The following is a 24,082-nucleotide window of genomic DNA, read 5'->3' as shown; positions in this document are numbered from 1 at the left end:
CTTTCTAATTGATCAATTATTTGGCAAAATACTCCTTTGCCAGTTCATCTATAGCGGGCGCATTATTATAATGCCATTTATTGATTACCACACCATTTTTCAACAACAAGACACCCGGACTAGCGCGGACCATACTTTTTAAAGGCACAGCATCCGCATAAAAAACCTCCATAAACAGTTTCATTTTTTTACTGTAAGCATCAGCATCCTGGGCAGAATTTGAAGTCAGTAATACTGCTCTGATGTTGAACTGCTCTGCCGCGTTAAGAGCAAGCGCATTTAGTTTAGACATTCCGTCATCATTTGTTTCCTTTAAATTGTAGGCTACAACGATCAGGTTGTAATATGGATTTTCAATCAGTTCTTTGGTATAATCTGTTCCGGAAGCATCTGTGATCAGCAGATCTTTAATCTTCGGCTGATAGCCTTTTTTAATCAATTTACTCTCCGGTGTCCCCACGATCTCCCAGTTGTCATCTTTCCAGATTTCAGTTTTCAGGTAATCCTTATCACTCATTACTTTCTTCTCCCCTGTTTCTTTGTGCTTCAGGTTGTACATGATCTGGTATTCATCAGGCTTTGCACCCGCCGGGATTTTCATCAGTTCAGGTAAATTGGCGCCTATTTTATAAGGCAGGAAATCCAGGATTGGCAACCTGCTGTAGGTATACTGACTAAACAATAAAGAACCCGCCAGTACCAGTCCAAACAGCGTATTCTGAACACTCCTATTTTCCGTGACCGGCATGATTCGTTCTCTATTCTTAAACAAGATCAGGATCAGCACCAATAAAACCAGGTCTTTAGAGAAAGACTGCCATGGGGTTAAAGGAATCGCATCACCAAAGCAACCGCATGAAGTGACCACTTTAAATGCCGCCGACACAAAAGTCAGGAACGTAAAGAATATGATCACCAGCAACAAACCTGTTGTTACCTGTTTCCGCCAGAATCCAAAAAGTAATAACGCACCAAGTACGATTTCAAATACACATAACAGAATGGCTATTCCAGTGGCCCAGCCACTTAAAAAATCCATGTGAAATACCTCAAAATATTCCTGCAGCTTGTAGCCAAAGCCAAGCGGGTCATTTGCTTTTATGAGGCCTGAAAATATAAACAGTACCCCGACAAATATTCTTGAAAAATTTAGTAAGCTTTTTTTCATTTAGTTATTTCAATATCTACTTTATACCTAATCTGATCAATGCAAAAACTGCATAGTTCAGCATATCCTGATAATTTGCATCGATGCCTTCGGAAGCAAGTGTTTGTCCCAGGTTATCCTCTATTTGTTTCACCCTGAAAATTTTCATCAGGATCAAATCTGTCAGAGAGCTGATCCGCAGGTCGCGCCATGCCTCACCGTAATCGTGATTCTTGGCAAACATCAGTTCTTTAGTATCATTTGCTTTCTCATCAAAGAGACGCTCCACGAGTTTTACTTCAAGCTCATTGGGATCTTCAGCACTCATCTCCAGCTGAATCATTCCAATGATACAATAATTAACGATACCGATATATTCAGAAGTAATGTCTTCACCTACCTTCGATACTTTTTTCTCTTCAAGCGTACGGATACGCTGTGCCTTGATGAAAATCTGATCTGTTATAGATGATGGTCTGAGGATACGCCATGCGGTGCCATAATCGTTTGTTTTCTTCAAAAAAAGCGATTTGCAAACCGCTATTACTAAGTCGTATTCCTGTGAAGTATTTGTTGCCAAAAGAATAATAATTTATATAGAAACATTTATCTAAGTTTGTACTCAAACAATGGCTAAAGATACATTTTTAAACGGAAAGACCACATTAAACGTTAAAGGAAGGCTATTAGATTTAAGTACCCCGGCGGTTATGGCCATACTGAATCTTACACCAGATTCCTTCTACGGAAACAGCCGCAGCAGCTCTGTGGACGATGCTTTGCGCAGAACAGAAGCTTTTTTAAAGGATGGAGCTACTTTTATAGACATTGGTGCATATTCTTCCAGACCAGGTGCAGCAGAGGTAAGTGCAGAAGAAGAACTAAAAAGAATACTGCCCGTAATAACAGCCATCACAAAAAAGTTACCAGAAGCGATACTCTCTGTTGATACTTTCAGAGCTTGGGTCGCCAAAGAAAGTATTGAGGCAGGAGCACATATCATTAATGACATCGCTGCCGGAGGTATGGACGAAGCCATGTTTGAAACGGCTGCGCAACTGCAGGTACCCTACATCATGATGCACATGAAAGGAACACCGCAAACAATGCAGAAAAACCCTCACTATGAAAATATAGGATTAGAAGTATTACACTACTTTTCCGATAAAATTGCGGCATTAAAAAAACTGGGGGTAAAAGACATCATCATAGATCCTGGTTTTGGGTTTGCGAAAACCCTTCAACACAATTATCAGTTATTGCAGCAAATGGAACATCTGCAAATACCGCAATTACCTTTACTTGTCGGCGTATCCAGAAAGTCGATGATCCATAAATTCCTTGGAATTACACCGGAAGAAGCATTAAACGGAACTACCGTGCTAAATACTATCGCTTTACAAAAAGGTGCACGTATTTTGCGTGTACACGATGTCAAAGAAGCTGTTGAAACTATAAAAATTCTTACCTTGGTACAAACGAGCTAACAGAGCTCAAGCCAAATCATAAATACGAAGTGAAAACTATTGATTTCGATTTCCTCAAAATAACTGTGACAGATGTCGTAGACATTGTTTTTGTCGCTTTGCTGATTTATTACATCTACAACCTCATTAAGAATACCCTGGCGGTAAATCTTCTTTTGGGAATGCTGATCATTACAATTATATGGTTTGTGGTAACACAACTAAAGATGGAATTGCTTACTGCAATCATAGATAAATTCATGAGTGTGGGGATTATCGCGTTGATTGTTATATTCCAGCCGGAAATCCGGCGTTTCCTGCTGCTCATTGGTAAAAACACATTTCTGCAACAGAATAAGGCCTGGTGGGGATATTTGTTTGGCAGTAAAAACATTGAAAGGGACAACCTTGTTCGCATAAAACCTATCATTGATGCCTGCAAGAGCATGAAGAAATCGCGGACAGGAGCGTTGATTGTGTTTGTCAAGTTTTATGATGACCAGCTGTTTGCCAACAGCTGTGAGATGATAGACTCTAAAATATCAAAGCGTTTACTGGAAAGCATTTTCCAGAAGTATAGTCCGCTGCATGATGGAGCCGTAGTCATCGCTGAAAATAAAATCAAAAGTGCCAGTTGCATTCTTCCGCTTACAGACAATGATAAACTACCGCCTCAATTTGGTTTGCGCCACCGTGCAGGAATAGGCGTCTCCGAAACTACCGATGCCGTTGCAGTCATCATCTCTGAAGAAACCGGAGAAATTGCATACGCAAAACAAGGCCGTGTGCGGATGAATGTCTCTTTTGGGGAACTGGAAAAATTACTGAACAAAGATTTTTAAACATCCATATTCATACAGCGCCATTCTTTTGGCGAATATCCGGTATACTTCTTAAAGCAGCGGCTAAACCAGGAAGGGTCATTGACTCCAAGCTGATAGGTAATATACTTTATCGAAAACTTTGTTGAGCGTAGCAGTTGTATTGCTTCTTCATGAATCCTATCCTCAATCATCCTGTTTACAGTTTTACCAACATAAAACATGGTATAGTTGTTCAAACGTTTCATAGAAATTTTCATCTCATCTGCATAGAACTTAGGGCGATGTTCAAACTTAAAAGAATGCTCAATTAGTTCCTCTAGTCTTATTACCAATTTCCTGTCGGGCGTGATATACCCTCCCTCTTTAAAACGACCTGTGTCTTTCATCTTAAACATTTAATATCAGTTGTCTTCCGGGAACAATTATACTCATGAAGCTTCCAATAAAAAATGAATTACAGACACTAAAACAGGTACTTTTTACTGCTCAGCCATGCGCTTTAATTTATCTAAAGCCTTTGGCCAGATTACTTTAAACTGCTCCACATAACTCTCATCCATGTCTGTTTCTATAAAGAGTTCAGTTTTTCCACCTACATCTTTCAACGTATAGTTTTCCAAAGCACCTGACCATTTCCTTACCTCTTCGCTATCCAGGTCTTCCACGCCATTTGTTAGCATTCCTAAATGCGCTATGGACATGTATTCATTGGGTATATTTCTGGCGATCTTAGAAACCATTCCATCCTCCCCTTCACCTAAAAAGAGAACCCTGCTTCCTTCTTTCCAGTCGGTCTCTGCACGTGATCCTTCAGAGAAAGCAGAAGTCCATTTCCTATAGGATTCATCACTCCAGAGCAGCTCCCATACTTTTTCTCTTGGAGCGTCAATTGTCGTATTAAATGTTAATCTTTCCATGTCTTTATCGTTAAGGTTTATATTAACCTAAGGTCGGGAAGATTATAAAGAATGTAAAGGCGTAATTGCGACATATTTAGGGTTTATCCCGTCAAACTTCACCCCCTCTTTTCTTGATTACAACAGATTGCACCCATAATCAGAGTGCAATCTGTACTCTATACTATTATTTAATAAAAGCAGCTATTTTTTCATTCACATCTTCGCCCCTCAGGTTTTTCGCAATGATCACTCCTTCCGGATTGATCAGGAAATTCTGAGGGATTGCACTAATACCGTATTTAATAGCCACATCGCTCTTAAAGCCTTTCAAATCACTCACCTGGAGCCAGGGCATACCGTCGTGCTTCACTGCATTCAGCCAGGCAGCCTTGGTTTCATCAAGAGAAACACCCACGATTTCAAAATTCTTATCTTTCAGTTGATTATAAGCTTTCAATAGATGCGGATTTTCCGCACGACAAGGCACACACCAACTCGCCCAGAAATCCACGAGTACATATTTTCCTCTTAGCGACGACAATTTAAACTCATTCCCCTTATCATCTGTCTGCGTAAAATCAACTGCCTTTCCTATCGCTATTTGTTTCGCTTTATCATACTTCGCTGTCAGTTTCTGACCAGTAGGGCTTGCCAGTATCCTTTTACTCAGCGGATCATAATAACGGCCGAAAGTTTCGGGATCGATCACTGCCGTCTTGTTTTGGCTAATAAGGTCAAGGGTCACATATGAATCGGGGTGACTAAAGATAAAAGAATCCAATGCCGTTTCTATTTTAGCATGCACAGGTCTGGCTTCTGCCTGGATCTTTTTTATCTCAACAGTATCTTTCACTTTCGCATAATATACTTTGGTAAACCTTTCTGTGATCTCTTTAAATTGAGCAAGCAAAGCCTTAGTTTGGACATTATACTGATTGAAATCTGCCTGCACCTTTGTTCCGGTAATAACCGCATTGGCCATATCTTTACCTGCCACCTTATAATTACCCTTTTCCAGGTAAAATTCCTGATAATCTCCGCCTGAATTCTTTTTGGCGGTATCTCTTTTTACCGGCATCAGTGATAAATAAGCTTTGTTACCGAAAGCGGTAATACCTTTGATCTCAAACTTTCCGTTCTTCACCAGCGTACTATCCTTTACAGTCTTCCCTTCTTTATTCACATAGCTCAGTATTACCTTTTTATCACCACCAGCAGCAGAGAGCTTACCTGCTATTTCAAATTTATCCTGCGCCATACTACTCCCTGCCGAAAGCATCAGAAGTAAAGCAACTGTTTTTCTTAAGTTCATCATTTTCTTATAATTAGCTCATCGTCATCCTGAATTTATTTTGCTTCGCAGCTACTTCGTGGTCAGGATGACGTGGTGTTCAGTACGTTCGCTTTAAAAACGATCCGTAAGCTTCCATTTTACTTAATCAATTCCTTCAATTTCTCTGTAAGCGCCTCGCCCCTCAGGTTTTTACCAATGATTATTCCCTGCGGATCAATCAATAGGTTTTGAGGTACCGAGTTGATCCCGTACATTACAGCTACCTCATTTTTCCAGCCTTTCAAATCGCTCACATGAATCCATGGCAAACCATCTTTTTTAACCGCTTCTGCCCAGACAGCTTTACCACCAGGATAATCAAGCGATACACCTACGATCTCGAAGTTTTTGCCCTTTAATGCATTGTATGCTTTTACCACATTGGGATTTTCTGCACGGCAAGGCACACACCAGCTGGCCCAAAAATCTACAAGAACATATTTACCTCTTAAAGAAGAAAGCGTAAATGGCTTATCGTTCAGATCATTTTGAGTAAAATCAGTTGCCTTGGCTCCAGCCTGGCGCCGCTTACCAATTTCTATTTTCTCAGCGGTACGTTGACCAAGCGGAGAAGATTTTAGTGCCGCAGAAAAGCGGTGAAACAAAGGTTCTACTTTTGAAGCTTCGAATTTACTGTCCAGCACATACATGTTAAATGTATAAAGCCCCATAAAAGAATTTAAATGACTCTCTGCAAATTTCAGACTGATGTCCTTATTCTTAGCTACTAATTTCTGAATACTGTCGCCCGCCATTTTACGTTCTTCCAATGATTTCACATAACTCCCGTCTGCAGCTTTCTTTCCGTATTCATTTTGCAGTTTTATAATTTGAGCCGTAACCGGCTTAATCATCGCTTCTCTTTCACGATCTTCAGAATCAGCAATTGAACCCGTGATTTGAGCATTGCTGATCGAGTCGGCACCAACCATAGCGATCTTCGAGTTCTCTATAAAAAAGCCCTGAGAGTCACGCTGCCATGCCGGACCTGCTGCGCCTTTGCGCTTCACGACCATCATTGCACTTTGAGGCTCATCTACGCTTCCGGTAAACTGAAACTTACCAGCTTTGATTTCGGTTGAATCGACTTCCTTCCAGGCATTATTCCTCAAAAGTACAAGGTATGCCTTAGCCTGACCTTTTACGGCAGGTAGTTTCCCTGATATCGTATAGCTTTTTTGAGCTGCTACCACAAAGGGTAGCAGCATCAAAACTGAAAATATTGTTTTTTTCATCTTTCTATTTTTATAGATTAAGAGTTATCTTTTTTAGTTTAACAACAAAATACCACCCACAAAACCTATGTTATAAGTGATTGTTGCCGATGCTACATATGGATTTGCTGCCAAAATGGTGAAGCGTAAGTACCTGGCTGTAGTTAATGAAGGCAAAGTTATAGTGTGCATTTTAGCGGTATTGTTGATATTGATCGCATACGTACCCTTGTCTGTCCATGTTACGTTATCTATACTTGTTTCCACTTTAGCAGAGGTTGTCTGAGCTCCATTGGCGGCGGTTAAGGCAGTTGGAAAAAAATAGTCTAATCCAGGAAAGGTAACGTTGCGTCCATAATCAATAGTCAAGAACTGCGGCAGCGGCACGGTATTAGAACTCGCCCAAAATGTTGTACCGGTAGTTGCATCAATTGCTCTGCTTGCTACGTTAGTTCCGAATGTAGAAGATGCAGTAGCAGTAGGAGTATATCCGGTATGGTTCACATAACGTGGTTCTTTTGTGTTAAAAACATAATAAACAACCTTACGTGTCTTCGGATCCTGCGCTACGCCATCTACAGATGCAATGGTCAACGGCAACACATAGGTGGTGAACGGCTGCAGTGTGGTCTGAAAACTAAGGTTTAGTATTGCCGCTTCTGAAAGGTTTGTACCCGGAGCGATGGCTACCGTTGGTTTATAATAAAGATAACTTTTGGTTGGAAGTAAAAGGGCATTACTGCCATACTTCAGCTTATAATCTGCTATTTTAGTCGTATCGGGGGCAAAAGTAACATAATGAACATCCGAAGACGTACTACCTTGTAACGCCGCTTTCATTTCTACGCTCAACACTGAAACACTTCTAATGTCATAATCTCTCGCCACTACCTCTGTTGAAGCCGGCACATCAAAAGTCACCCTACTTTCCGGTAAGGGTTCGCGGCCGGTTTTGTCTTTTTTGCAAGCCATAAACAATAGCACTACCGTGCATATTGCCAATAAATTTAATGTATATGTCTTCATCTCTTAATTTTCTAGTTATGGATTTTGGGGCATATCTGGGTTAAAGGCCGTCACCTGAATAGGTATTTGCAGCGTGTATCTCGGGCTATGCGGCTCAAGCGTGGCAATTACTGTATTCTGCGCATTGGTACGGGTTACTGCTTGCATCGTGTTCTCCATATCAAATCTTCGCATGTCAAACCAGCGTAGACTATGGAAAGGCAATTCACGCCTTCTTTCTGCCAGTACTTCGGTAAACACAACGTTTTGATCAGCCGAACTGAAATCTCTGCTCGTGCCGGTATACCTGGCTCTGCGAACTATGTTCAAATGGTTTAGCGCGTCTGTAAGATTATTGGCCCTTGCGGCACATTCCGCAGCAATTAACCGCATTTCCTGCACAGTTGTACCGGAATTGGTCAGCTGGAAAGTTGGTGTAACCGCAGCTGCGTAAAACGCAGTCACCCCTCTTGCGGTACTTGTCCAGCTCGAATAAAGAATTGTCCTCCTGGCATCGTTGCTGGCAAACGAAGCTTTAAAATCTAAGGCTATCGGGATACCGGCGGCGGCATATCCCTTGCCGTAAATTGCGTCCGGATGAGACACTACATTTTGCGTCGTGGGAAAGGAAGCAGGAGTGGTATAATCAATCATCGTTGCACGAGTATTGGCCAGAGCCAGCTCTGCATACCGCAGCGCTTCGGTATATTCTCTTCTACATAAATAAACGCGTGCCAATACGCTGTATGCGGCCGGCTTAGAGCCACGAAACCTTGCACCGCTATTATCATCAGGAAGGTTTGGGATAGCCGCATTGATATCATCCAGAATATGTTTATAAATTTCAGCAGTCGTAGTTCTTGGTGGAGCTTTTTGACTTACATTATCTGAAGTTACAAAAGGTACAGCCAAATCTGTGGCTGCAGTTGCCGCGTCGTAGGGCTTGGCATATTCATTTACCAGGTAAAAATAAGAATATGCACGGCCAAGCAAGGCTTCCGCCTTAAGACTGTTCCTCTGCGATGCGGTACCCCCCTCAGCAGCGTCAATACCTAACAACACAGTATTATACAGACTAATGCGTTGATAGTGGTCAGCCCATAAATAGGCAGGTGCTGCCACGTCATTCGTAAACTGTGGCGCCCAGGTATAAACAAAGTCAGCAAGATTAATTGGCGGAGTATTAACGCTTAAGTAATCCATATTGTCCGTCATATAGTCCAAATAAGGGCTGCTCATTTCAGTTGTGAATATTGATGCGTTTAACCAAAGATCAAAGTCATTCGTTGTTTTCAGCAATTGCTTGCCCTTTGGTTCAACATCCAGATATTTATCGCAACCACTAAAAACCATGCAGCAAAAAAGCAACTGGACGGCTATATATTTAAATTTCTTCATCAGTTTAAAATTTTAAAAGTTAGTGAATAAACCAAGCGTATACGTAGGGGTTAGATACGATTTTGCGTAACTTCCCGTAGCCATACTAAAGTTATAGCGGTTAAATCCAACGGAGTACAAGTTTGAAGCCTGAGCTTTGAGCTCAAAGTTCTTGAAGCCGGCCTTTTTTATGAAATTGACGTCATTTAACCGGTACGAAACCGTTACATCACCTAACGTCATATAATCACCATGAACCACATAGTTCTTGTTATAACGGTAAGCCAGTCCCGGAGCAAAGCTATTCAGGTCAGTTAAGTTCGGAATATCTGTGTTCGCCTCGTCGCCGGCAACCCTCCAATAGTTATTTGACCCTACCAAAGGTCTGTTCTGTTCGGGCGTAGGCCTCGGCACGCGTACTTTAAAACCACCATAATAGTTGATCATCGCGAAGAAATAAAAATTGCCCACATCAACCCGGTTACTTAGTCCACCGCTAATAGTTGGAATAGATGTTCCTGAATATTGTACCAGTCCTGAATTCTTATCTGACATCGCGGTAACTAAAGGCGTACCCGTAGAGCTGGTATTTACAACATATGATGCCCCGCTCTGATCGTAAATAATTGGATGACCTTCATTATTGAGTCCACGCGTATCATAGGAAAACATAGCACCTACCGGATAACCACTTACATATCCAAGTACATCAAGAACCTGTGGATCATATCGTCCCGTTCTATAAACATCCAGTACCTTGCTGCTATTTTTAGCTACCACAATACCCGTATTCCAGTTAAAATTCCTGGTGGATATCCAATCTGCTTTCAGGCTAAACTCTAAACCATTATTTTTGATGGTGGCATAATTGACTAAGGCAGAACTGGCACCGAGCGTTGGGTCGATCGAAGAATTACCCATCACATCGGTTGTTTTTTTGGTATAATATTCAAAGCTACCTGTGATATTTTTGAAAACATTATAATCCAGTCCCAAATTAAAGTTCTCAGTCTGTTCCCAACGAAGGCCTGTATTGGCATTGGAGAATAAGATGAGCGATGGAAGTGTAGGTGTATTCTGTGTATTGTTCTGTGCCTGGGCAATTACCTGCGGAAGTGAAAGCTTCGCTACATTCCCATTAAATCCGTAAGCACCGCGCAGTTTCAACTGGTGAAGCCATTTTATATCATTCATAAAACTTTCCTTATGAATGTTCCAGGCTGCACCTAATGACCATAATGGCTTATACTTATATTTTGGATCGCTACCAAAAAGGTTCGATTGGTCAATGCGGATACTTCCCGATAAGGAGTAGGTATCTTTAAAGGAATAAACAACATTAGCAAATGCCGATAAAAAACGGTCGTCACTATAAGTCTGGTTAAAGAAGTTGTTCAAGGCCCCAAGGGCATTAGAAGTGACCAAGGTACCTCTGACTGTCGTTGCACCGTTAATTATAGAAGCATAATCGACAGGCTGATGTAGCAAACTCTGATCGTTATAGCCAAAATAAGATGCTAAATTACTTTTATTTACCAGGCTGCGTATTTCAGCACCTGCGATACCGTTTAGGGAATGGTTGCCAATTCTTTTATTATAATTCAATTGCGTCCGTGCTGTATAACCAGTTGAAGTGGTATTCTGCTGACGCAGGAAATCTCCATCAGGAATATTTCTTTTGAATACTAACGAAGGGTTAGCGGTAGTAGGCGTAACAGTGTAGTTGTTAACCCACGCATTCACTTCATTCGAACCCTGGCCGGCCAGGTGCCTGAACTCCGTACGGGAAGTCTCATATACCCCACCGAACAACAGGTTAAATCCTTTTCCAATATCATAGTTAAAATTGGCAATGGCCTTGTTATTCAGTGTTCGTGTTTTATTGCTTACTTTATTCGCTTCAATTAGCGGGTAATAGTTTTGATCTAACAAGCCTTGCGACAGCAGTACATTATTATAAACCGGTGCATAGCTTTGTGAAATGATGGCGGCAGGATTACCATTTACATCTTCATAGCGTTCATAGCCCGCATAGGAAGCAGCCCCCGGTACCGGAGCACCATTAGCACGATTTTCCTGGTATTCTGTGGTCAATTCCAGGCTCAGTCGTTTTGCGAGTTTAAGTGTCGTACGGCCCGTCAGTTGAAATCTATTGTTGTCATTCAGAATTGAATTATTGCGGTTACCCGTATAATTGGCCGTGATATAATATAGCGCGTTTGGCACACCACCCGAAATGTTCAAGGTATTTGTTTGCGCAACTGCCGTCCTCTGGAATAGGCGACTGTAATCCTCCAGATTGTCATAATTAGCCAGTTCTGCAAAAGAGCTTTCCGCCTGCGCAGGTGTAATAATACCGGCGGCTAGCTGAGCCTGGATATAGTAGGGAATAGAACGACGTACATTACCCCCTAAAGATCCTGGCGCATACAAGGCAGTCCAGCTGGATGGCGTAACAATTAGCGCTTGTCTTTCACGTATGTAACTGGCATTGATGCCCGACGCCTCCGGATCCCAGCGGTAGCGGCTATAATTTTCCTCTGGTGTAAGGCCCAATGTAGTCCTGAAATTAAACTGTGCAGCTCCAGGGCTAGCCTGCTTTCTCTCAATAATGATTACTCCATTAGACGCCCTTACTCCATATACAGTGGCAGAGGCGGCATCTTTAAGAATCGTCACCGACTTTATTTCATTTGGATCTATCATATCCAGCGTTAACTCTGTTGGGTAACCATCCACTACAATTAACGGACTTTGGTTGGCTGACATGGTAGAAATACCACGGATATTGAACAAAGGCCTGGTAGTTTCACCAACGCCAGGAGTAGTACTTGTAAACTGTACACTGTTGTTGATCAACAATCCCGGTAAACGGTTTACCAAACCATCAAGAAAATTTGTACTTACCCTTGATTCATATTCTTTGGTGCTTATTTGCGAAACGGCACCTGTACTTTGTTCTGGCTTGATCTTCTGATATCCAGTGTTAACAGTTACCGCAACTTCTTCGAGATTCCCCACAGCTACTTCCATGCGGATCACTCCAAGATCTTTTGTTGCTGCCAGCTCTCTGGTTTTATATCCGGTATAGGTGATAACCAATACCGCATTATCATCCACATTTTGAAGGAGAAAAGAACCATCTGTACCTGTTCTGACTACCTGTTTTTGTCCTTTAACCATTACAGTAGCTCCAACAAGTGCATCGCCGGCGCTATCTGCCACGCGTCCACGCACATCTATGTTTGAAAAAAAAGCAGTTAAGTTGTCTATAAAAGAGGGCTTAGCGGGTTCTATTACTATAAATTTATCCTTTACCGAATAAGTAAGATCCTGACCTCTAAAAACTGCGCTCAAAGCATCTTTCAGTTCTACATTGCTCAGGCTAATGGTTACTTTTTTAGCGTTTTTAACTTCTTCAGAGTTAAATACAAAGTCATACCCGGTTTGTGAACGTATTTTATTAATTATCGCTCCAAGCGAAGCATTTTTTTCATTTAAAGTAACTTTCTGGGCATAGCCGGCAGCACTTGCATGAATCAAAAAAGTGGTCATTAGCACTATGATTAACTTCATAATCAATAGAATTTTGGTTGGCAGCCACTTAAAAGGCTTACCTCGATTTAAAGCATAGTTTTCCATACTTCGTCTTTGTTTTGTATTCAAACACAGGAAGTCGACGACAGACCATCGTTATTGCTTTGTTAAGCAATAATGCCTAAGTTTGAATTGGTTTGAGTTGAGAATTGATTGTTAGCAAATAATTGTTCTTCCTGAAATTTTTCAGGAAAGGTTGCTCAAACTATTGCCGGAAAGTGTTCGAACCACTTTTCGGCCTTTTATTTAAAAGCCCCCGTGTTTCTCTTGGTCTTAGTGGCGTAGAATTTCTTTCATAATTGGTTGTTTAGGTTAGTGATTTATATGACTGATTGATTATTATTTCATTACCGTTATAGTTCTTTCCTCAATTTTAAACTTCACGCTTCCTGTAGTCTGCATCCTTTCCAGTACGGTTGATATATTTCTGGTTCTTGATACTGCGCCACTAAAAGTGACATTCTTAGGCGCATTATCGGCATACACAACTGTCACATCATACCATCTGGCCAACTCCCGCATGAGTCCTTCCAGCGTTTTATCCCTAAATACGATACTGCCATTTTTCCAGGCCAGCACTTCTTCAGTATTTGCTTCTTTTACTTTAATTACATCGTTAGTCAGGCTTGCCTGTTGGTTGGGTTTGAGTACTGCACTGCTTTCTGCTCCCGCAGAGCGTGTAGCGACACGCACAGATCCTTCCAACAATGTCGTTTTCACGCTACCCTCATCAGCATAGCTGTTGATATTAAAATGAGTGCCAAGCACTTCTACCTGCTGCCCGTTACTTTCTACTACAAACGGACGCTTCTTATTCTTGGTCACTTCAAAATAAGCTTCGCCGTCTAAATAAATTTTCCTTACATCTCCCTGCGAAAAATTGGAAGGTATCTGCAATTTACTGGCCGCATTTAGCCATACCTTGGTACCATCGGGTAATGTGAATTCGTAGGTCTGGCCTTTTGTGGTAGAAGCGACTAGATCCCTCGAAACTCGGGATGACAAAACGTCCCCCTTGTCATCCTCTTTTTTGTCATCCAGAGCATCGCGAAGGATCTCGCCGTCACTATATTTTAAGTCTTGTCCTATTACTACTCCAGTTTTCGCACCACTCAATTGAATTATTTTACCAGAGGCAAGTGTGATAGTCGCACCATTCTTACCCGGTGTTATATCATTTGCATATATATTCTTGTCGTTCAGGTCATCGCGAAGGTCATCAGATCTGTAGTTAAAAAACCAGAGTCCGAAAACAAGGACTCCAACTACAGCGGCAATACGTGCTGCCATTCCTAAAGTCATCCCGAAACCTGGCCATAGCTTTATTTTTCTATTGGCAGACGGCACCGCAGGAACTGCCTTATAAATGTTATTTAGAATTTCCTGTTGTTCATCTTCATCCAGACTATAGCTAACATTTCTGGATTTCAATTCTGCATCTACCAGCTGAGCAAGCTCAGCCTGAACTTTGTCATGATTAACCAGCTCTAAAAATGCCAGTCGTTCATCATGTGATGCAGTTCCATCCACATACTTACGGAACAATAAAGAAAATTCTGAATCAGCAGTCATAAATTACAGGCATATTTTAATGCCTTTCAACAGCTTGACGAAATGAATAAGGGCATCGGGGTAGTGGGCTGTAAAATATTTTTATTTATAATAGGAAACCTATTTATTCATCAACAAGATCAGCACCAGCATCGCGTCCATATTTTTAAGATACTTTCTGATATTTCCCAATGCGACCTTCATATGAGTATGAACAGTACCTGCACTTAGGCCAAGCTGGCTTGCAGCTTCTTCATACTTCAATCCCTGTTCATGACAGAGCTGATATACCTTTCTTTGCTGTGGAGAAAGCGTTTCAACCGCCTGTGCAATTATCCCCCCCATTTCATGGTAATTTAACATCTGTTCAGTAAGGTCGTCACCATTTTCCAGTTGCTCTTCCTTCAGTTCCACCGTCCTCAGCGCTTCCCGGGCAATACGTCTTAATGCGTCAATACTCTGATTTCTTGCAGTTCTGTTCAGGTAAGCGCCAAAATTCTCAACACCGTCAAGCTCTCCCCGCTTTATCCATACCTTCAAAAAAACATCCTGCACTACTTCCTTAGCCTGAGATCTGGAATGCGTCATTTTCATGGCAATACTAAATACAAGCTGCTGATGATGCTCAAACAAAACATTAAAGGCACGTTCATCCCCATGCCTCATTAAAGCAATCAGTTCCTGATCTGTATAAGTGCTGTAAGCAGCCATGACGTTTATTAAATTACCTTCCCCGTTACTAATTTACTAAATTTCTGCAAGATTAGGTAAGTTATCGATATTAACCAAACATCAATTACGGCTCTTTGCTTTTTCAGCTCATTCTATAGAAAAACTCGTCTGCAACAATTTTACCATCTTTAACTTCATAAACACAAATTTCGCTCATAGACATTCTTCCATGCTCCTTATAAGTGGCATCGATGTCCATGACCATAGCAAAGTGATTATCCGCAACAATAGGATCCGAACATGAAGCACTATGTATTTCTTTAACGCTTTGCTCCCATTGTACAGTTTTGTTTTTAACTGCCTCCTTGCCCTCTGTAAATTCCATCGGCGAACCTTTGGGTTCTTTGCTAGTCACATTGTCGGCATACAATTCGTCTATAGCCTGTTCGTGTTTGCCTTCACGGCAAAGCTGCACTAATTTGTCAGCTACTTCCTGAGTTTTCATATAAATCGTCTTTAAGTTATATTCTAAGTTATTTAAAATAAACACCTTAACTATCCATATGGTTTTATATTTAAGTTAACTGAAGATCAACATATCCCCATATAAAAAGAGCCCGCAAATCTGCAGGCTCTTTTAAATTTGGTCAAAGTCAGGTTACTTTTTCACTGAATCTTTTGCAGTAGTGTCCACAATAACAGTAGTATCCATTGAAGTCGTTGCAGAATCGCTCATGGTCATCGTAGAATCCATCTTGGTTGAATCCATATCACCTGCTTTTTTTTCAGAACCACCACAGGCGGCAACTGTTAAAGAAACTACTAATGCTAAGAAGCCAGATTTGAATACATTTTTCATAAAAATTTTGTTTTAGATATAAGTTCAGTCATTAATACTGCAAAGATTAAAAAGTAACCCCAAGACTTTATTTACTCCAAGTTCATCTCGCACGAAACTTATGTTATACTATTGTTAAATAATGACTTACAGCACATAAGCCAACAAATTATGACTATATTTAAGTATTAATTCTTTCGTTATGGAAATTGATTATGCCCTTCTTGGTCTGTTAGTTTTAGCACTGATTATTTTCATCACATGGCTGATCAGGCGCAATATAAAAGACAAGAAAAAATTTGAGAAAGACAGCATCCAATCTGAGATAAAGCCTGAGAAGCATGACGCAGATCATGTTTAAATGTGTTATAAAACGTGGAGCTGCTATGCCTTGTTCCTTAATATATTATTAACATCTGTGCCAGTACCTTTGCTGCAGGTAAATCACAGATAATAAATGAAACATATCGGCGAACAAGAACTTTTGCAGTTAATCAGGGAATCTAATTATGCTGCATTTGAAGAACTTCATCGCCGTTATTATAAGTCCCTTTTTGCTTTAGCTGCTAAAAAGATCGGAGACCATGATGAGGCTTATGATCTGATGCAGGATATGTTTATTGAACTTTGGGATAAGCGAACTGTATTTTCAATCAGTAATCCGTTAACTAATTACCTCAAAAACCGGCTATGGTTTAAGCTTTCCGGCTATTTCAGAGCCAAAGGCTTCAAAGAAAAACATTTCAAAAACTTCGCTGGCTTTCTTCAGCAGCAACATGATGCCTCAACCCATTTTGATGAAATGGAAATCAGGGAAATGGATCTGCAATATGAAGCCGTGATGGAAGTAATTAACAGGACAATAGAAGAAATGCCAATAAAAATGCGGGAGGTTTTTCTCATGAGCCGCAGCAACGAATATTCCATTGCTGAAATCGCCGAAAAACTAAATATCTCCCCAAAAACTGTTAAGAATCAAATCAACATTGCACTCAATCGTATCAGGAGTGCAACTTCAGGCACATCTACATCAGCCTTTGAACTGCTGTTCTTAATTTGGTTAACAATTAAATAACAAAATTTTAACGATTAATTTCTGGGCCTTTTACTTTCCTCCTGCTTATTACTTATAGAATGCAAAAGGAAAGAAAATACTTAGAAGAACTTTTTCAGAAATACCAGCAAGGATTGGTAAGCGAGGAAGAAAAAACGTTGATTGCCCATTGGCTCATTCATTTAAATATTAGTGAACCGCTCAGCGACGAACAGTTGCAGGCCAGGCAACAGCTTTCACAACACGGCTTAAAAAGTCATTTTTTTCCCGCGGAAATTCAGCCTGCAAAAATTACACGTTTTCAGTTCTGGATACCCTCCATCGCCGCAAGTCTGCTGGTACTCTCAGCCATAGCATGTTTCTTTTATTTTAATGACAAAAACCGAAAGTCCGTCGTCAATCCAATAGCTATGACCGAAATCATCACCCGTACCGGTGAAAAGAAGATCATTTCCTTATCCGACGGCAGCCGCATTACCCTCAATACCCAAAGCAGGTTAAAATACCCTCCCAGATTTGCAGGAAATGTAAGAGAGGTTTCTCTTAGTGGAGAAGCATTTTTTGAAGTCGCCCACAATCCTTCCAGACCATTTAAAGTACATACAGATCAGTTCAAGGTGCAGGTACTTGGAACCTCTTTTAACATTAAGGCATATGGAGAAGATGAAGAGCTATCTGTTTCGGTCGCTTCCGGAAAGGTTGGCATACTACCAGCGCCCACAAAAAGCAAATCTTACCTGCTGATGCCAGGTGATCAGCTAACCTGGAACCGGTCTAACTCAAAGTTCAGTCAGTCGCGTACGGCAATAGCGGATATTTCTTCATGGCAAAAGGGCAAATTAATTTTCCGGAATGAAACGCTGGAAAACATCACCAGGGAGCTGCAGCGATATTATAAGGTTAAATTCCAGTTCAATAACAAATCATTGCTGACAAAGCAAATCAACCTTAAGATAAAAAATCAAAGCATTACTACTGTAATGAAAGCGCTCAGCATTTCAGGTGAATTTCAATATAAAATTGAGGGCAATAAAATAACCTTATGGTAAACAATCAAATATAAATATCAGTAAAGAAGGGAGCGCCATATGTAAAAGAATCCAGGTATCATCAGATCATTAAACGCAAAAGAGCGAAAGTGGTGGGACACTTCCGCTCATACATAAGTTTTCTGATCCATCATTTTTCAGGACAATAAACCATTTAAAAAACTATGTACAATTCTACAAAAATAAACGTAATTAAATTGCTGTTCTCTATGACAAGATTTGCCATGCTGGTAACGATAGTCACAACGACATTTACAGTCGTCTTAATGGCGGCCGATGTGAAATCTCAAAATCTTAATGAGGCCCGCATTACACTTTTAGCACAAAACACAACACTTACAGAAGTATTGAATAAAATAGAGCAACAGACTGACTTTACTTTTTCCTTTACCAAAAAAGTAGGTGGAATAATACTCAAATCTTTAGCAGCCGATAACAAACCATTGTCTGAGTTATTAAAAGAACTTGCCACTGGCAGACACCTAAGATTTACCCAACTGGGTAGTTTGATTGCCGTTAACCAGCTCCCAGATGCTCCGAAACCCGGAAAAATATCAGGTAAGATCCTGGACGACAAAGGGCAAACTTTACCCGGCGCAAACATAAAAGTCTTAGAATCAGGTGAGGCTGTACAATCTGCGGTTGATGGCAGTTATATTCTAAATCTTCAGCCGGGCACCTATACTTTGGAGGTCAGTTATATCTCCTTCCAAACACAGCGCATCACTGGGGTTATCGTAACCGAAGGAAAAAGCACTGTCCTGAATGTTTCACTGAAAGCTGGCGCCAAAGGCCTTAAAGAGGTCATAGTGACTTCGGGATATAAAAAAGCCTCAACCAACGGATTATTGGTCCGTCAAAAAAATGCTTCGGAAATCAGCAACGGCATCAGTGCGGAACAGATTGGCCGTACACCGGATAAGAATATTGGCGAAAGCTTAAAAAGAATTAGCGGTGTAAGTACTGTGGATAACAAGTTTGTATTGGTACGCGGCATCGGCGAACGCTATAATTCTGCTATGCTGGACGGAACGGTATTGCCCAGCACCGAAGCCCAGACACGTAATTTTTCTTTCGATATGATCCCATCTAACCTGGTAGACAACGTAGTGGTTAGTAAAACTATAACACCAGATATGAACGCTAGTTTTGCCGGCGGACTGATCCAGGTCAACACAAAAGATATCCCTAACGAAAACTTCATCAGTTTTTCTGCAGGTGCTTCATACAATGACCAAAGTACCGGGAAGGATTTCCTGAGCCACCAGCGTGGCAAATATGATTATTGGGGGATTGATGCCGGAGGAAGAGGCGCTCCCTCCAATCTTTTGGTTACCGATAAGCAAGTTGAGCCTAACAGATCAATGTCTGATGAAACATACCAGCAGAAACTTGTAGACCAGAGCCGTCGGTTTACGAATGATAACTTTACTGTTTATAAATATAAGGCCGCTCCATCGCAAAACTATCAGTTCACCATAGGAAAACTATTTGAATTGGATACTTTGAATAAAAAAAGATTCGGCTTTACGGCATCGTTAAGCTACCGAAATACACAGAATACCAATGAAATTGAGCGTCAAAACAGAAGTGACTGGAATTTGAATACTGATAATTCTGGAAAAGCTTATGGCTTTAATACAACCATAGGTGCTTTAGTAAATGCCGGGCTGCAATTCGGCAAAAATCGCATCACGCTTCGCAATATTTTCACCCATATGTACGATAACATCCTGGTGCGAAACGTCGGCTATGATAATGTTACAGGTGGTGATTTTATTCCATTAAACACACCAAACCGTATACAGGAAAGTGATGACCCTACTTTTACAGATTTGCTGCAAAATAAGCTCAGCGGACAACACCAGCTGGGCAGCGCAAAATTTGAGTGGGAATTGGCAAAGACCCTGATCGTGCGTAAAGAAAAAGACCTTACGATAGCAAATAGTGCTCCGCAGCTAGTTAATGGTGATTATCAATACTTTTATATACCAGGCAATTTCAACCAGCCTGAAATCAGCAATAACCTTTCAAGACACACTTACAAAAATGATGAACACCATTATTCATGGACAGCCTCAGTAACTCTGCCTTTTAAGATGGCAGGTTTCAGCAACACTATAAAAACCGGGTATTTCGGCAACAGCAAAAACGCGGGTTTCAATTGGCAGATTGCCGCATTAGGACGTAGCCTTACCACCGCTCCGGCAGTTGCCTACCTTCCGGTTTCGGAAATGCAAAAGCCCGAAAACTTAGGAGTTAATGGCCTCAATTATGCCATCAACTCCTATTGGCTGGATACCTTTGAAGGAAAAAGTAAAACGCATGCTTTATATGGGATGCTGGATCATCGGTTTTTTGAACAACTTCGGTTGGTGTGGGGAGTAAGGGCCGATTACTACAGCTATACCGACATTAAAAACCCAGTCAGCATCCGTGGGGCATCAGAATATATCCCTAAAAAGGACAGAGCATGGCAGTGGCTTCCTTCCGCCAATTTAACTTATAGCCCCAGCACTCAGGTAAATATCCGGGCAGCATATTCCAGCAGCATTGTACGCCCGGAGATGATGGAAAACAGCCAATTCCTTAAATATAGTCCATATTTAGGGGCACAATTTGGTAATCTTGGATTATACAGCACACGTATCCGCAGTTATGATTTCAAAACTGAGTGGTTTCCAGGTCTGGGTGAAATCATTTCAGCCGGAGCCTTTTATAAAGAATTTGATAAACCCGCAGAGTTAACTGTAAACAACACTAGCGGAAATATTCAATACTACATTAAAAACGCCGATAATGCGAAAGTATATGGTTTCGAATTTGAGGCAAGAAAAAATTTCGGTTTTATTGCGGACAATGAACTGATAAAAAACCTGACAGCCTATGGAAACCTCACGCTCCAAAAATCGGATGTAGTAGGTACATTCAGGATCACGAATCCTGACAAAACACCCGGCGCCCCATCCACTATAGAGTTACCCAGCAAACAAAAACGGCCAATGTATGGTCAATCGCCTTATTTAGTCAATGCTGGCATACAATACACCGGGAAACGGTTTGGCTTTAATTTTCTATATAATAAATCAGGACTTAAAACATATATCGTAAGTGCTGATCCCGGACTCATCGAATATGAAAGACCTCGTGAACAGATCGACCTACAGCTGAGTTGTAAGTTGTTTAAAAACCGATGTGAGCTAAAATTTAATGCAGGCAACCTGCTGAACTCAGCATCTTCATTTTATATCAACCAGGCGAGTTATGAACGCAATCCGGATTATGATTTTAAATCAGGCGATATCAGTTCCGTTTTTAGGTTAAAACCAGGTTTCACCGATAAATATGAAGATGGTGACTACCTAAAATTTGTTCAGCGGTTTGGCCGCACTTACAGTACCGTGATTACCTATAATTTTTAAATATAATATGAAAACAAAATTGATGTCCATCAGCCTCTCAGGCTTATGTTTATTCTTTCTGCTCTCCTGCAGCAAAAAAGAATTGTTAAATGAAAACACGGCTCACATTATAAGGCTTACCCTTCAGGGCAACTCTGCCGACTCATTGGAATACGTTGTTGATAATAAAGTACTAGCAACTGTTGGCGGGAACTTTAATACGCAAGCCATAATGGGTTTTGAGGATAAGCAGAAGGAACTTCAAATCAGGAATAAAAACTCCGGGGTAATTGTCCAGACTAAAACTGTTCCCGCTGCTCCGTTTGATCAAACCCTAACTTTATACTATGACGGCACCCAGGCCTATGACAAAGTAATCAAGTTATTCATCAAGGGCTATGCCCTCTCCGGTGAACTGGAATTCTTGGTTGGCGGGCAGGTCATATATACTGGAATAGGTAGCATCAACAAAGAGAACCTGGACGTACTGATGAACGAAAGTTCGAACAGAGAAATAGAGATTCGCAAAAAAGGGGAAACTACCGTACTATTTTCAAAAACAATTACATCCACGCCGGGGAAACAGACATTAAATTTCTTCTTTGATGGGGCAAATATCGTCGACAATGTAGCATTAAGGCCACCTGCAAACCCGGCCAACATGTTGATTTCGGCTAAATTTCAAAGTCTTTATGGAACGCTGGGTTATTATCGCGGAGTTGATGTCGACCTTCTTTTTTACGAGCGGAACACGGCAACAGGGGTAGCTACCAAAATAACCCCCGAGATCAGATTTGCGCTTTCTGCCAATGGCAATTTTAACGACATCGAACTACCACCATTGAGCACCAACAGTCCAACTGTTGTTTACGGTTGCGATATTGTCGAAAAAGGCACTAATAATTTACCTTATACTGCTGCTGCAACAGTTGCGCCTTTCATCTCGGCTGCACTTCCATATCAGCCAAATGTTGGCCGCTATGGTAACCCAATCGTATTTGAACCCGGAAAATCAAAGTTGCTGGTAATCGGGGATGGCAAATTTCTTAAAACCACAGTACCCAGGTCAACCAGTTTAGGCATTACCGTCACTGATCTGTCTCAGTACTTTCAATAAGACCGATCATTAGTAAGCGTATATCCAAGTTCATTGGGTATACGCTTTTTTAAGCTGTTTTGCATCACTATTTCGTAACCACGGCCCTTTCCAAATCAGCTTTAAAATTTCTTCCTATTGGAATTTGATGATCATTCAGTACAATGCGGTTTCGCTCCAGGCAGACAATCTTTTCAACCGATACAATAAACGATTTATGTACACGTATAAAACGGTTATGCGGAAAAATATCCAGCATCGCTTTAATTGATCCCTTCAATATGATTTTCTCTGATTGTGTGTAAATGATGGCATAGTCTTTCAGTCCTTGGATGTGCGTGACCTCGCTAAACTGAAGCTTTATGCGCTGAACACCGCTTTTAACAAAGATGAAATCTTCACCCACCGGAACATGCTCAACGTTATTAGCCTGAACTTTCAAAGTTCTGTATTCTTTAATGATACCCTGTTGTTCGTACCAATCCATGCTTAATTTAACTGCCAGCATTAATCCCAGATACCATAAGGTGCTGAAAAAGTTATAGGACAAGGCTTCCATTAAACGGCTATTCCGCAGTGGCCCCACTACATAACCGTAGAGGTAAAAATCAAAGAGGCTCTGGGCCAGCAAATATCCGGTTACCGACAGCAGTACTGCAAAAGCATATATAAAATAGCGCTTCTTCATCAGGAACCGGGGCAGGAAATAATGCAGGTTAAGGTAAGCGATCATGATCAGCAAAAGAATACGCACGCTCACACAGGCCACAAAATATGGCATGCTTGCCTTGTATATCAGGTATTTCTTTTCATAAATGAAGAACCCAGTAATTAGCAACCAGTAGCAAAAATGAATCAGCAAGTACTTTCTTTTATACATCATTTCAGGGTAAAGGAAACCAAAAGGGTAAAGCCCGAAAAATTATATCGACCAACTACATAAAAAGTAGATGAAATATAACAATAAAAAGGCGGATGTCTATTATTCTCGTTGTTGCTCTACTATTTTTCCGCCCCAATGTCTTTTAGCCTAATATTGTTCAGTATAAGTCAGAAATATTCATTTTAAAATTATCATTATGAAACACATCACAATCAATCAGGCGTTTATAAGATTATTTGCACTGATTACATTATGTTTTACAGCATTCAGTTTCACTGTAAACCTGGGATTAGACAGCTATGAGATCCACCTGAACAAAAAGCTGATACTGAAGCAAAATATAAACCAGCCTTTGAATTTAAGAGTGCTGCAACTCACAAAGGCAAATGACAAAGACCAATTATATATCACATATACACATTGCAACACAAAAGGTGTCGGCACTGGCAGGAACATTGTGATAAAAGACGAAAAGGGAAATACATTAAAGAAATTCGGATTTGCAGATGCTGCCACAGGTTCCAATTTGAGTATGGCAATACCTGCAAAAGAATTATTGCATTTGGAAAAGCTTCATGCAAATCATGAGCTCAGCATTCATTATACCGCACACGAACTTGCAAAAAGTGAGATGCTTGCCGCTGTTCAAGTCAAATAATGAATTTAAACAAAGTGA

Annotated in this window: 22 protein-coding genes; 8 read left to right on the top strand and 14 right to left on the bottom strand. The window is 40.9% G+C overall.

The window, feature by feature from the left end; genetic code table 11:
* Nucleotides 1–16: 16 nt before the first annotated feature.
* Nucleotides 17–1,168 (bottom strand): BT_3928 family protein, encoded by a 1,152-nt coding sequence (locus R2Q78_RS10120; protein ID WP_316791387.1) that lies wholly within the window; start codon nt 1,166–1,168, stop codon nt 17–19.
* Nucleotides 1,169–1,184: 16 nt separating this feature from the next.
* Nucleotides 1,185–1,727, bottom strand: a complete 543-nt coding sequence (locus R2Q78_RS10115) for a DUF1599 domain-containing protein (RefSeq protein WP_316791385.1) — start codon at nt 1,725–1,727, stop codon at nt 1,185–1,187.
* A 49-nt stretch (nt 1,728–1,776) separates the two neighbouring features.
* Here R2Q78_RS10115 and folP point away from each other — a divergent pair, with 49 nt between their 5' ends.
* Nucleotides 1,777–2,634: a dihydropteroate synthase gene (folP, locus tag R2Q78_RS10110; protein ID WP_316791383.1), complete on the top strand. Its 858-nt coding sequence runs from the start codon at nt 1,777–1,779 to the stop codon at nt 2,632–2,634.
* Nucleotides 2,635–2,663: 29 nt separating this feature from the next.
* Nucleotides 2,664–3,455 (top strand): diadenylate cyclase CdaA, encoded by a 792-nt coding sequence (cdaA, locus tag R2Q78_RS10105; RefSeq protein ID WP_316791382.1) that lies wholly within the window; start codon nt 2,664–2,666, stop codon nt 3,453–3,455.
* On the opposite strand, the gene R2Q78_RS10100 is transcribed toward cdaA, so the two are convergent.
* The 11 genes from R2Q78_RS10100 to R2Q78_RS10050 all read right to left on the bottom strand — a co-directional run bounded on the left by R2Q78_RS10100 (nt 3,452) and on the right by R2Q78_RS10050 (nt 15,944).
* Nucleotides 3,452–3,823, bottom strand: a complete 372-nt coding sequence (locus R2Q78_RS10100) for an AraC family transcriptional regulator (RefSeq protein ID WP_316791381.1) — start codon at nt 3,821–3,823, stop codon at nt 3,452–3,454. The two genes, cdaA and R2Q78_RS10100, sit on opposite strands and share 4 nt — an antisense overlap.
* A 93-nt stretch (nt 3,824–3,916) precedes the next feature.
* Nucleotides 3,917–4,354, bottom strand: coding sequence for an SRPBCC domain-containing protein (locus R2Q78_RS10095; protein ID WP_316791379.1), 438 nt, complete (start codon nt 4,352–4,354; stop codon nt 3,917–3,919).
* Between the two features lie 166 nt (nt 4,355–4,520).
* Nucleotides 4,521–5,651: a TlpA disulfide reductase family protein gene (locus tag R2Q78_RS10090; protein ID WP_316791377.1), complete on the bottom strand. Its 1,131-nt coding sequence runs from the start codon at nt 5,649–5,651 to the stop codon at nt 4,521–4,523.
* A 116-nt stretch (nt 5,652–5,767) separates the two neighbouring features.
* A complete protein-coding gene (locus R2Q78_RS10085) occupies nt 5,768–6,904 on the bottom strand; it encodes a TlpA disulfide reductase family protein (protein ID WP_316791375.1) in 1,137 nt (378 codons plus the stop codon).
* A 33-nt stretch (nt 6,905–6,937) separates the two neighbouring features.
* On the bottom strand, nt 6,938–7,909 hold the full coding sequence (locus tag R2Q78_RS10080) for a discoidin domain-containing protein (RefSeq protein WP_316791373.1): 972 nt from the start codon (nt 7,907–7,909) through the stop codon (nt 6,938–6,940).
* Between the two features lie 15 nt (nt 7,910–7,924).
* Complete coding sequence (locus tag R2Q78_RS10075) at nt 7,925–9,286, bottom strand: RagB/SusD family nutrient uptake outer membrane protein (RefSeq protein WP_316791372.1); 1,362 nt, start codon at nt 9,284–9,286, stop codon at nt 7,925–7,927.
* 12 nt (nt 9,287–9,298) lie between these two features.
* The gene (locus R2Q78_RS10070) at nt 9,299–12,841 is read right to left on the bottom strand and encodes a SusC/RagA family TonB-linked outer membrane protein (protein WP_316791371.1); all 3,543 of its coding nucleotides are present in this window, start codon (nt 12,839–12,841) and stop codon (nt 9,299–9,301) included.
* A gap of 360 nt (nt 12,842–13,201) precedes the next feature.
* Nucleotides 13,202–14,434, bottom strand: a complete 1,233-nt coding sequence (locus R2Q78_RS10065; protein ID WP_316791370.1) for a FecR family protein — start codon at nt 14,432–14,434, stop codon at nt 13,202–13,204.
* A gap of 99 nt (nt 14,435–14,533) precedes the next feature.
* Entirely contained in the window at nt 14,534–15,124 is a 591-nt protein-coding gene (locus R2Q78_RS10060; RefSeq protein ID WP_316791368.1) for an RNA polymerase sigma-70 factor, read from the bottom strand.
* A 103-nt stretch (nt 15,125–15,227) separates the two neighbouring features.
* Nucleotides 15,228–15,590: a nuclear transport factor 2 family protein gene (locus R2Q78_RS10055; protein WP_316791366.1), complete on the bottom strand. Its 363-nt coding sequence runs from the start codon at nt 15,588–15,590 to the stop codon at nt 15,228–15,230.
* Nucleotides 15,591–15,743: 153 nt separating this feature from the next.
* Nucleotides 15,744–15,944 (bottom strand): hypothetical protein, encoded by a 201-nt coding sequence (locus R2Q78_RS10050; protein WP_316791364.1) that lies wholly within the window; start codon nt 15,942–15,944, stop codon nt 15,744–15,746.
* 181 nt (nt 15,945–16,125) lie between these two features.
* Here R2Q78_RS10050 and R2Q78_RS10045 point away from each other — a divergent pair, with 181 nt between their 5' ends.
* The 5 genes from R2Q78_RS10045 to R2Q78_RS10025 all read left to right on the top strand — a co-directional run bounded on the left by R2Q78_RS10045 (nt 16,126) and on the right by R2Q78_RS10025 (nt 22,544).
* The gene (locus R2Q78_RS10045) at nt 16,126–16,284 is read left to right on the top strand and encodes a hypothetical protein (protein WP_316791362.1); all 159 of its coding nucleotides are present in this window, start codon (nt 16,126–16,128) and stop codon (nt 16,282–16,284) included.
* A gap of 96 nt (nt 16,285–16,380) precedes the next feature.
* A complete protein-coding gene (locus tag R2Q78_RS10040; protein WP_316791360.1) occupies nt 16,381–16,998 on the top strand; it encodes a sigma-70 family RNA polymerase sigma factor in 618 nt (205 codons plus the stop codon).
* Nucleotides 16,999–17,057: 59 nt separating this feature from the next.
* Nucleotides 17,058–18,026 carry a FecR family protein gene (locus R2Q78_RS10035; protein WP_316791358.1) on the top strand — a complete coding sequence of 323 codons (969 nt, stop codon included), beginning with the start codon at nt 17,058–17,060 and terminating at the stop codon, nt 18,024–18,026.
* A gap of 209 nt (nt 18,027–18,235) precedes the next feature.
* The gene (locus R2Q78_RS10030; protein WP_316791357.1) at nt 18,236–21,448 is read left to right on the top strand and encodes a TonB-dependent receptor; all 3,213 of its coding nucleotides are present in this window, start codon (nt 18,236–18,238) and stop codon (nt 21,446–21,448) included.
* A gap of 7 nt (nt 21,449–21,455) precedes the next feature.
* Nucleotides 21,456–22,544 (top strand): hypothetical protein, encoded by a 1,089-nt coding sequence (locus R2Q78_RS10025; protein ID WP_316791355.1) that lies wholly within the window; start codon nt 21,456–21,458, stop codon nt 22,542–22,544.
* A 67-nt stretch (nt 22,545–22,611) separates the two neighbouring features.
* On the opposite strand, the gene R2Q78_RS10020 is transcribed toward R2Q78_RS10025, so the two are convergent.
* A complete protein-coding gene (locus R2Q78_RS10020) occupies nt 22,612–23,406 on the bottom strand; it encodes a LytTR family DNA-binding domain-containing protein (protein ID WP_316791353.1) in 795 nt (264 codons plus the stop codon).
* 196 nt (nt 23,407–23,602) lie between these two features.
* On the opposite strand from R2Q78_RS10020, the gene R2Q78_RS10015 reads away from it, so the two are divergent.
* Nucleotides 23,603–24,064 (top strand): hypothetical protein, encoded by a 462-nt coding sequence (locus R2Q78_RS10015; RefSeq protein ID WP_316791351.1) that lies wholly within the window; start codon nt 23,603–23,605, stop codon nt 24,062–24,064.
* Nucleotides 24,065–24,082: the final 18 nt, after the last annotated feature.

Source organism: Pedobacter frigoris, assembly GCF_032678645.1.
GTDB classification, from domain to species: Bacteria; Bacteroidota; Bacteroidia; order Sphingobacteriales; family Sphingobacteriaceae; genus Pedobacter; species Pedobacter frigoris_A.
Note: the sequence above shows the minus strand (reverse complement) of the source record. Positions and strands in the feature narration are given on the sequence as shown.

What these genes read in the sequence shown, in the direction of transcription:
- R2Q78_RS10120 (WP_316791387.1), bottom strand. Translation starts at nt 1,168, where the DNA reads ATGAAAAAAAGCTTACTAAATTTTTCAAGAATATTTGTCGGGGTACTG.
- folP (WP_316791383.1), top strand. Translation starts at nt 1,777, where the DNA reads ATGGCTAAAGATACATTTTTAAACGGAAAGACCACATTAAACGTTAAA.
- R2Q78_RS10100 (WP_316791381.1), bottom strand. Translation starts at nt 3,823, where the DNA reads ATGAAAGACACAGGTCGTTTTAAAGAGGGAGGGTATATCACGCCCGAC.
- R2Q78_RS10095 (WP_316791379.1), bottom strand. Translation starts at nt 4,354, where the DNA reads ATGGAAAGATTAACATTTAATACGACAATTGACGCTCCAAGAGAAAAA.
- R2Q78_RS10090 (WP_316791377.1), bottom strand. Translation starts at nt 5,651, where the DNA reads ATGATGAACTTAAGAAAAACAGTTGCTTTACTTCTGATGCTTTCGGCA.
- R2Q78_RS10085 (WP_316791375.1), bottom strand. Translation starts at nt 6,904, where the DNA reads ATGAAAAAAACAATATTTTCAGTTTTGATGCTGCTACCCTTTGTGGTA.
- R2Q78_RS10080 (WP_316791373.1), bottom strand. Translation starts at nt 7,909, where the DNA reads ATGAAGACATATACATTAAATTTATTGGCAATATGCACGGTAGTGCTA.
- R2Q78_RS10075 (WP_316791372.1), bottom strand. Translation starts at nt 9,286, where the DNA reads ATGAAGAAATTTAAATATATAGCCGTCCAGTTGCTTTTTTGCTGCATG.
- R2Q78_RS10070 (WP_316791371.1), bottom strand. Translation starts at nt 12,841, where the DNA reads ATGAAGTTAATCATAGTGCTAATGACCACTTTTTTGATTCATGCAAGT.
- R2Q78_RS10065 (WP_316791370.1), bottom strand. Translation starts at nt 14,434, where the DNA reads ATGACTGCTGATTCAGAATTTTCTTTATTGTTCCGTAAGTATGTGGAT.
- R2Q78_RS10060 (WP_316791368.1), bottom strand. Translation starts at nt 15,124, where the DNA reads ATGGCTGCTTACAGCACTTATACAGATCAGGAACTGATTGCTTTAATG.
- R2Q78_RS10055 (WP_316791366.1), bottom strand. Translation starts at nt 15,590, where the DNA reads ATGAAAACTCAGGAAGTAGCTGACAAATTAGTGCAGCTTTGCCGTGAA.
- R2Q78_RS10050 (WP_316791364.1), bottom strand. Translation starts at nt 15,944, where the DNA reads ATGAAAAATGTATTCAAATCTGGCTTCTTAGCATTAGTAGTTTCTTTA.
- R2Q78_RS10045 (WP_316791362.1), top strand. Translation starts at nt 16,126, where the DNA reads ATGGAAATTGATTATGCCCTTCTTGGTCTGTTAGTTTTAGCACTGATT.
- R2Q78_RS10040 (WP_316791360.1), top strand. Translation starts at nt 16,381, where the DNA reads ATGAAACATATCGGCGAACAAGAACTTTTGCAGTTAATCAGGGAATCT.
- R2Q78_RS10035 (WP_316791358.1), top strand. Translation starts at nt 17,058, where the DNA reads ATGCAAAAGGAAAGAAAATACTTAGAAGAACTTTTTCAGAAATACCAG.
- R2Q78_RS10030 (WP_316791357.1), top strand. Translation starts at nt 18,236, where the DNA reads ATGACAAGATTTGCCATGCTGGTAACGATAGTCACAACGACATTTACA.
- R2Q78_RS10025 (WP_316791355.1), top strand. Translation starts at nt 21,456, where the DNA reads ATGAAAACAAAATTGATGTCCATCAGCCTCTCAGGCTTATGTTTATTC.
- R2Q78_RS10020 (WP_316791353.1), bottom strand. Translation starts at nt 23,406, where the DNA reads ATGATGTATAAAAGAAAGTACTTGCTGATTCATTTTTGCTACTGGTTG.
- R2Q78_RS10015 (WP_316791351.1), top strand. Translation starts at nt 23,603, where the DNA reads ATGAAACACATCACAATCAATCAGGCGTTTATAAGATTATTTGCACTG.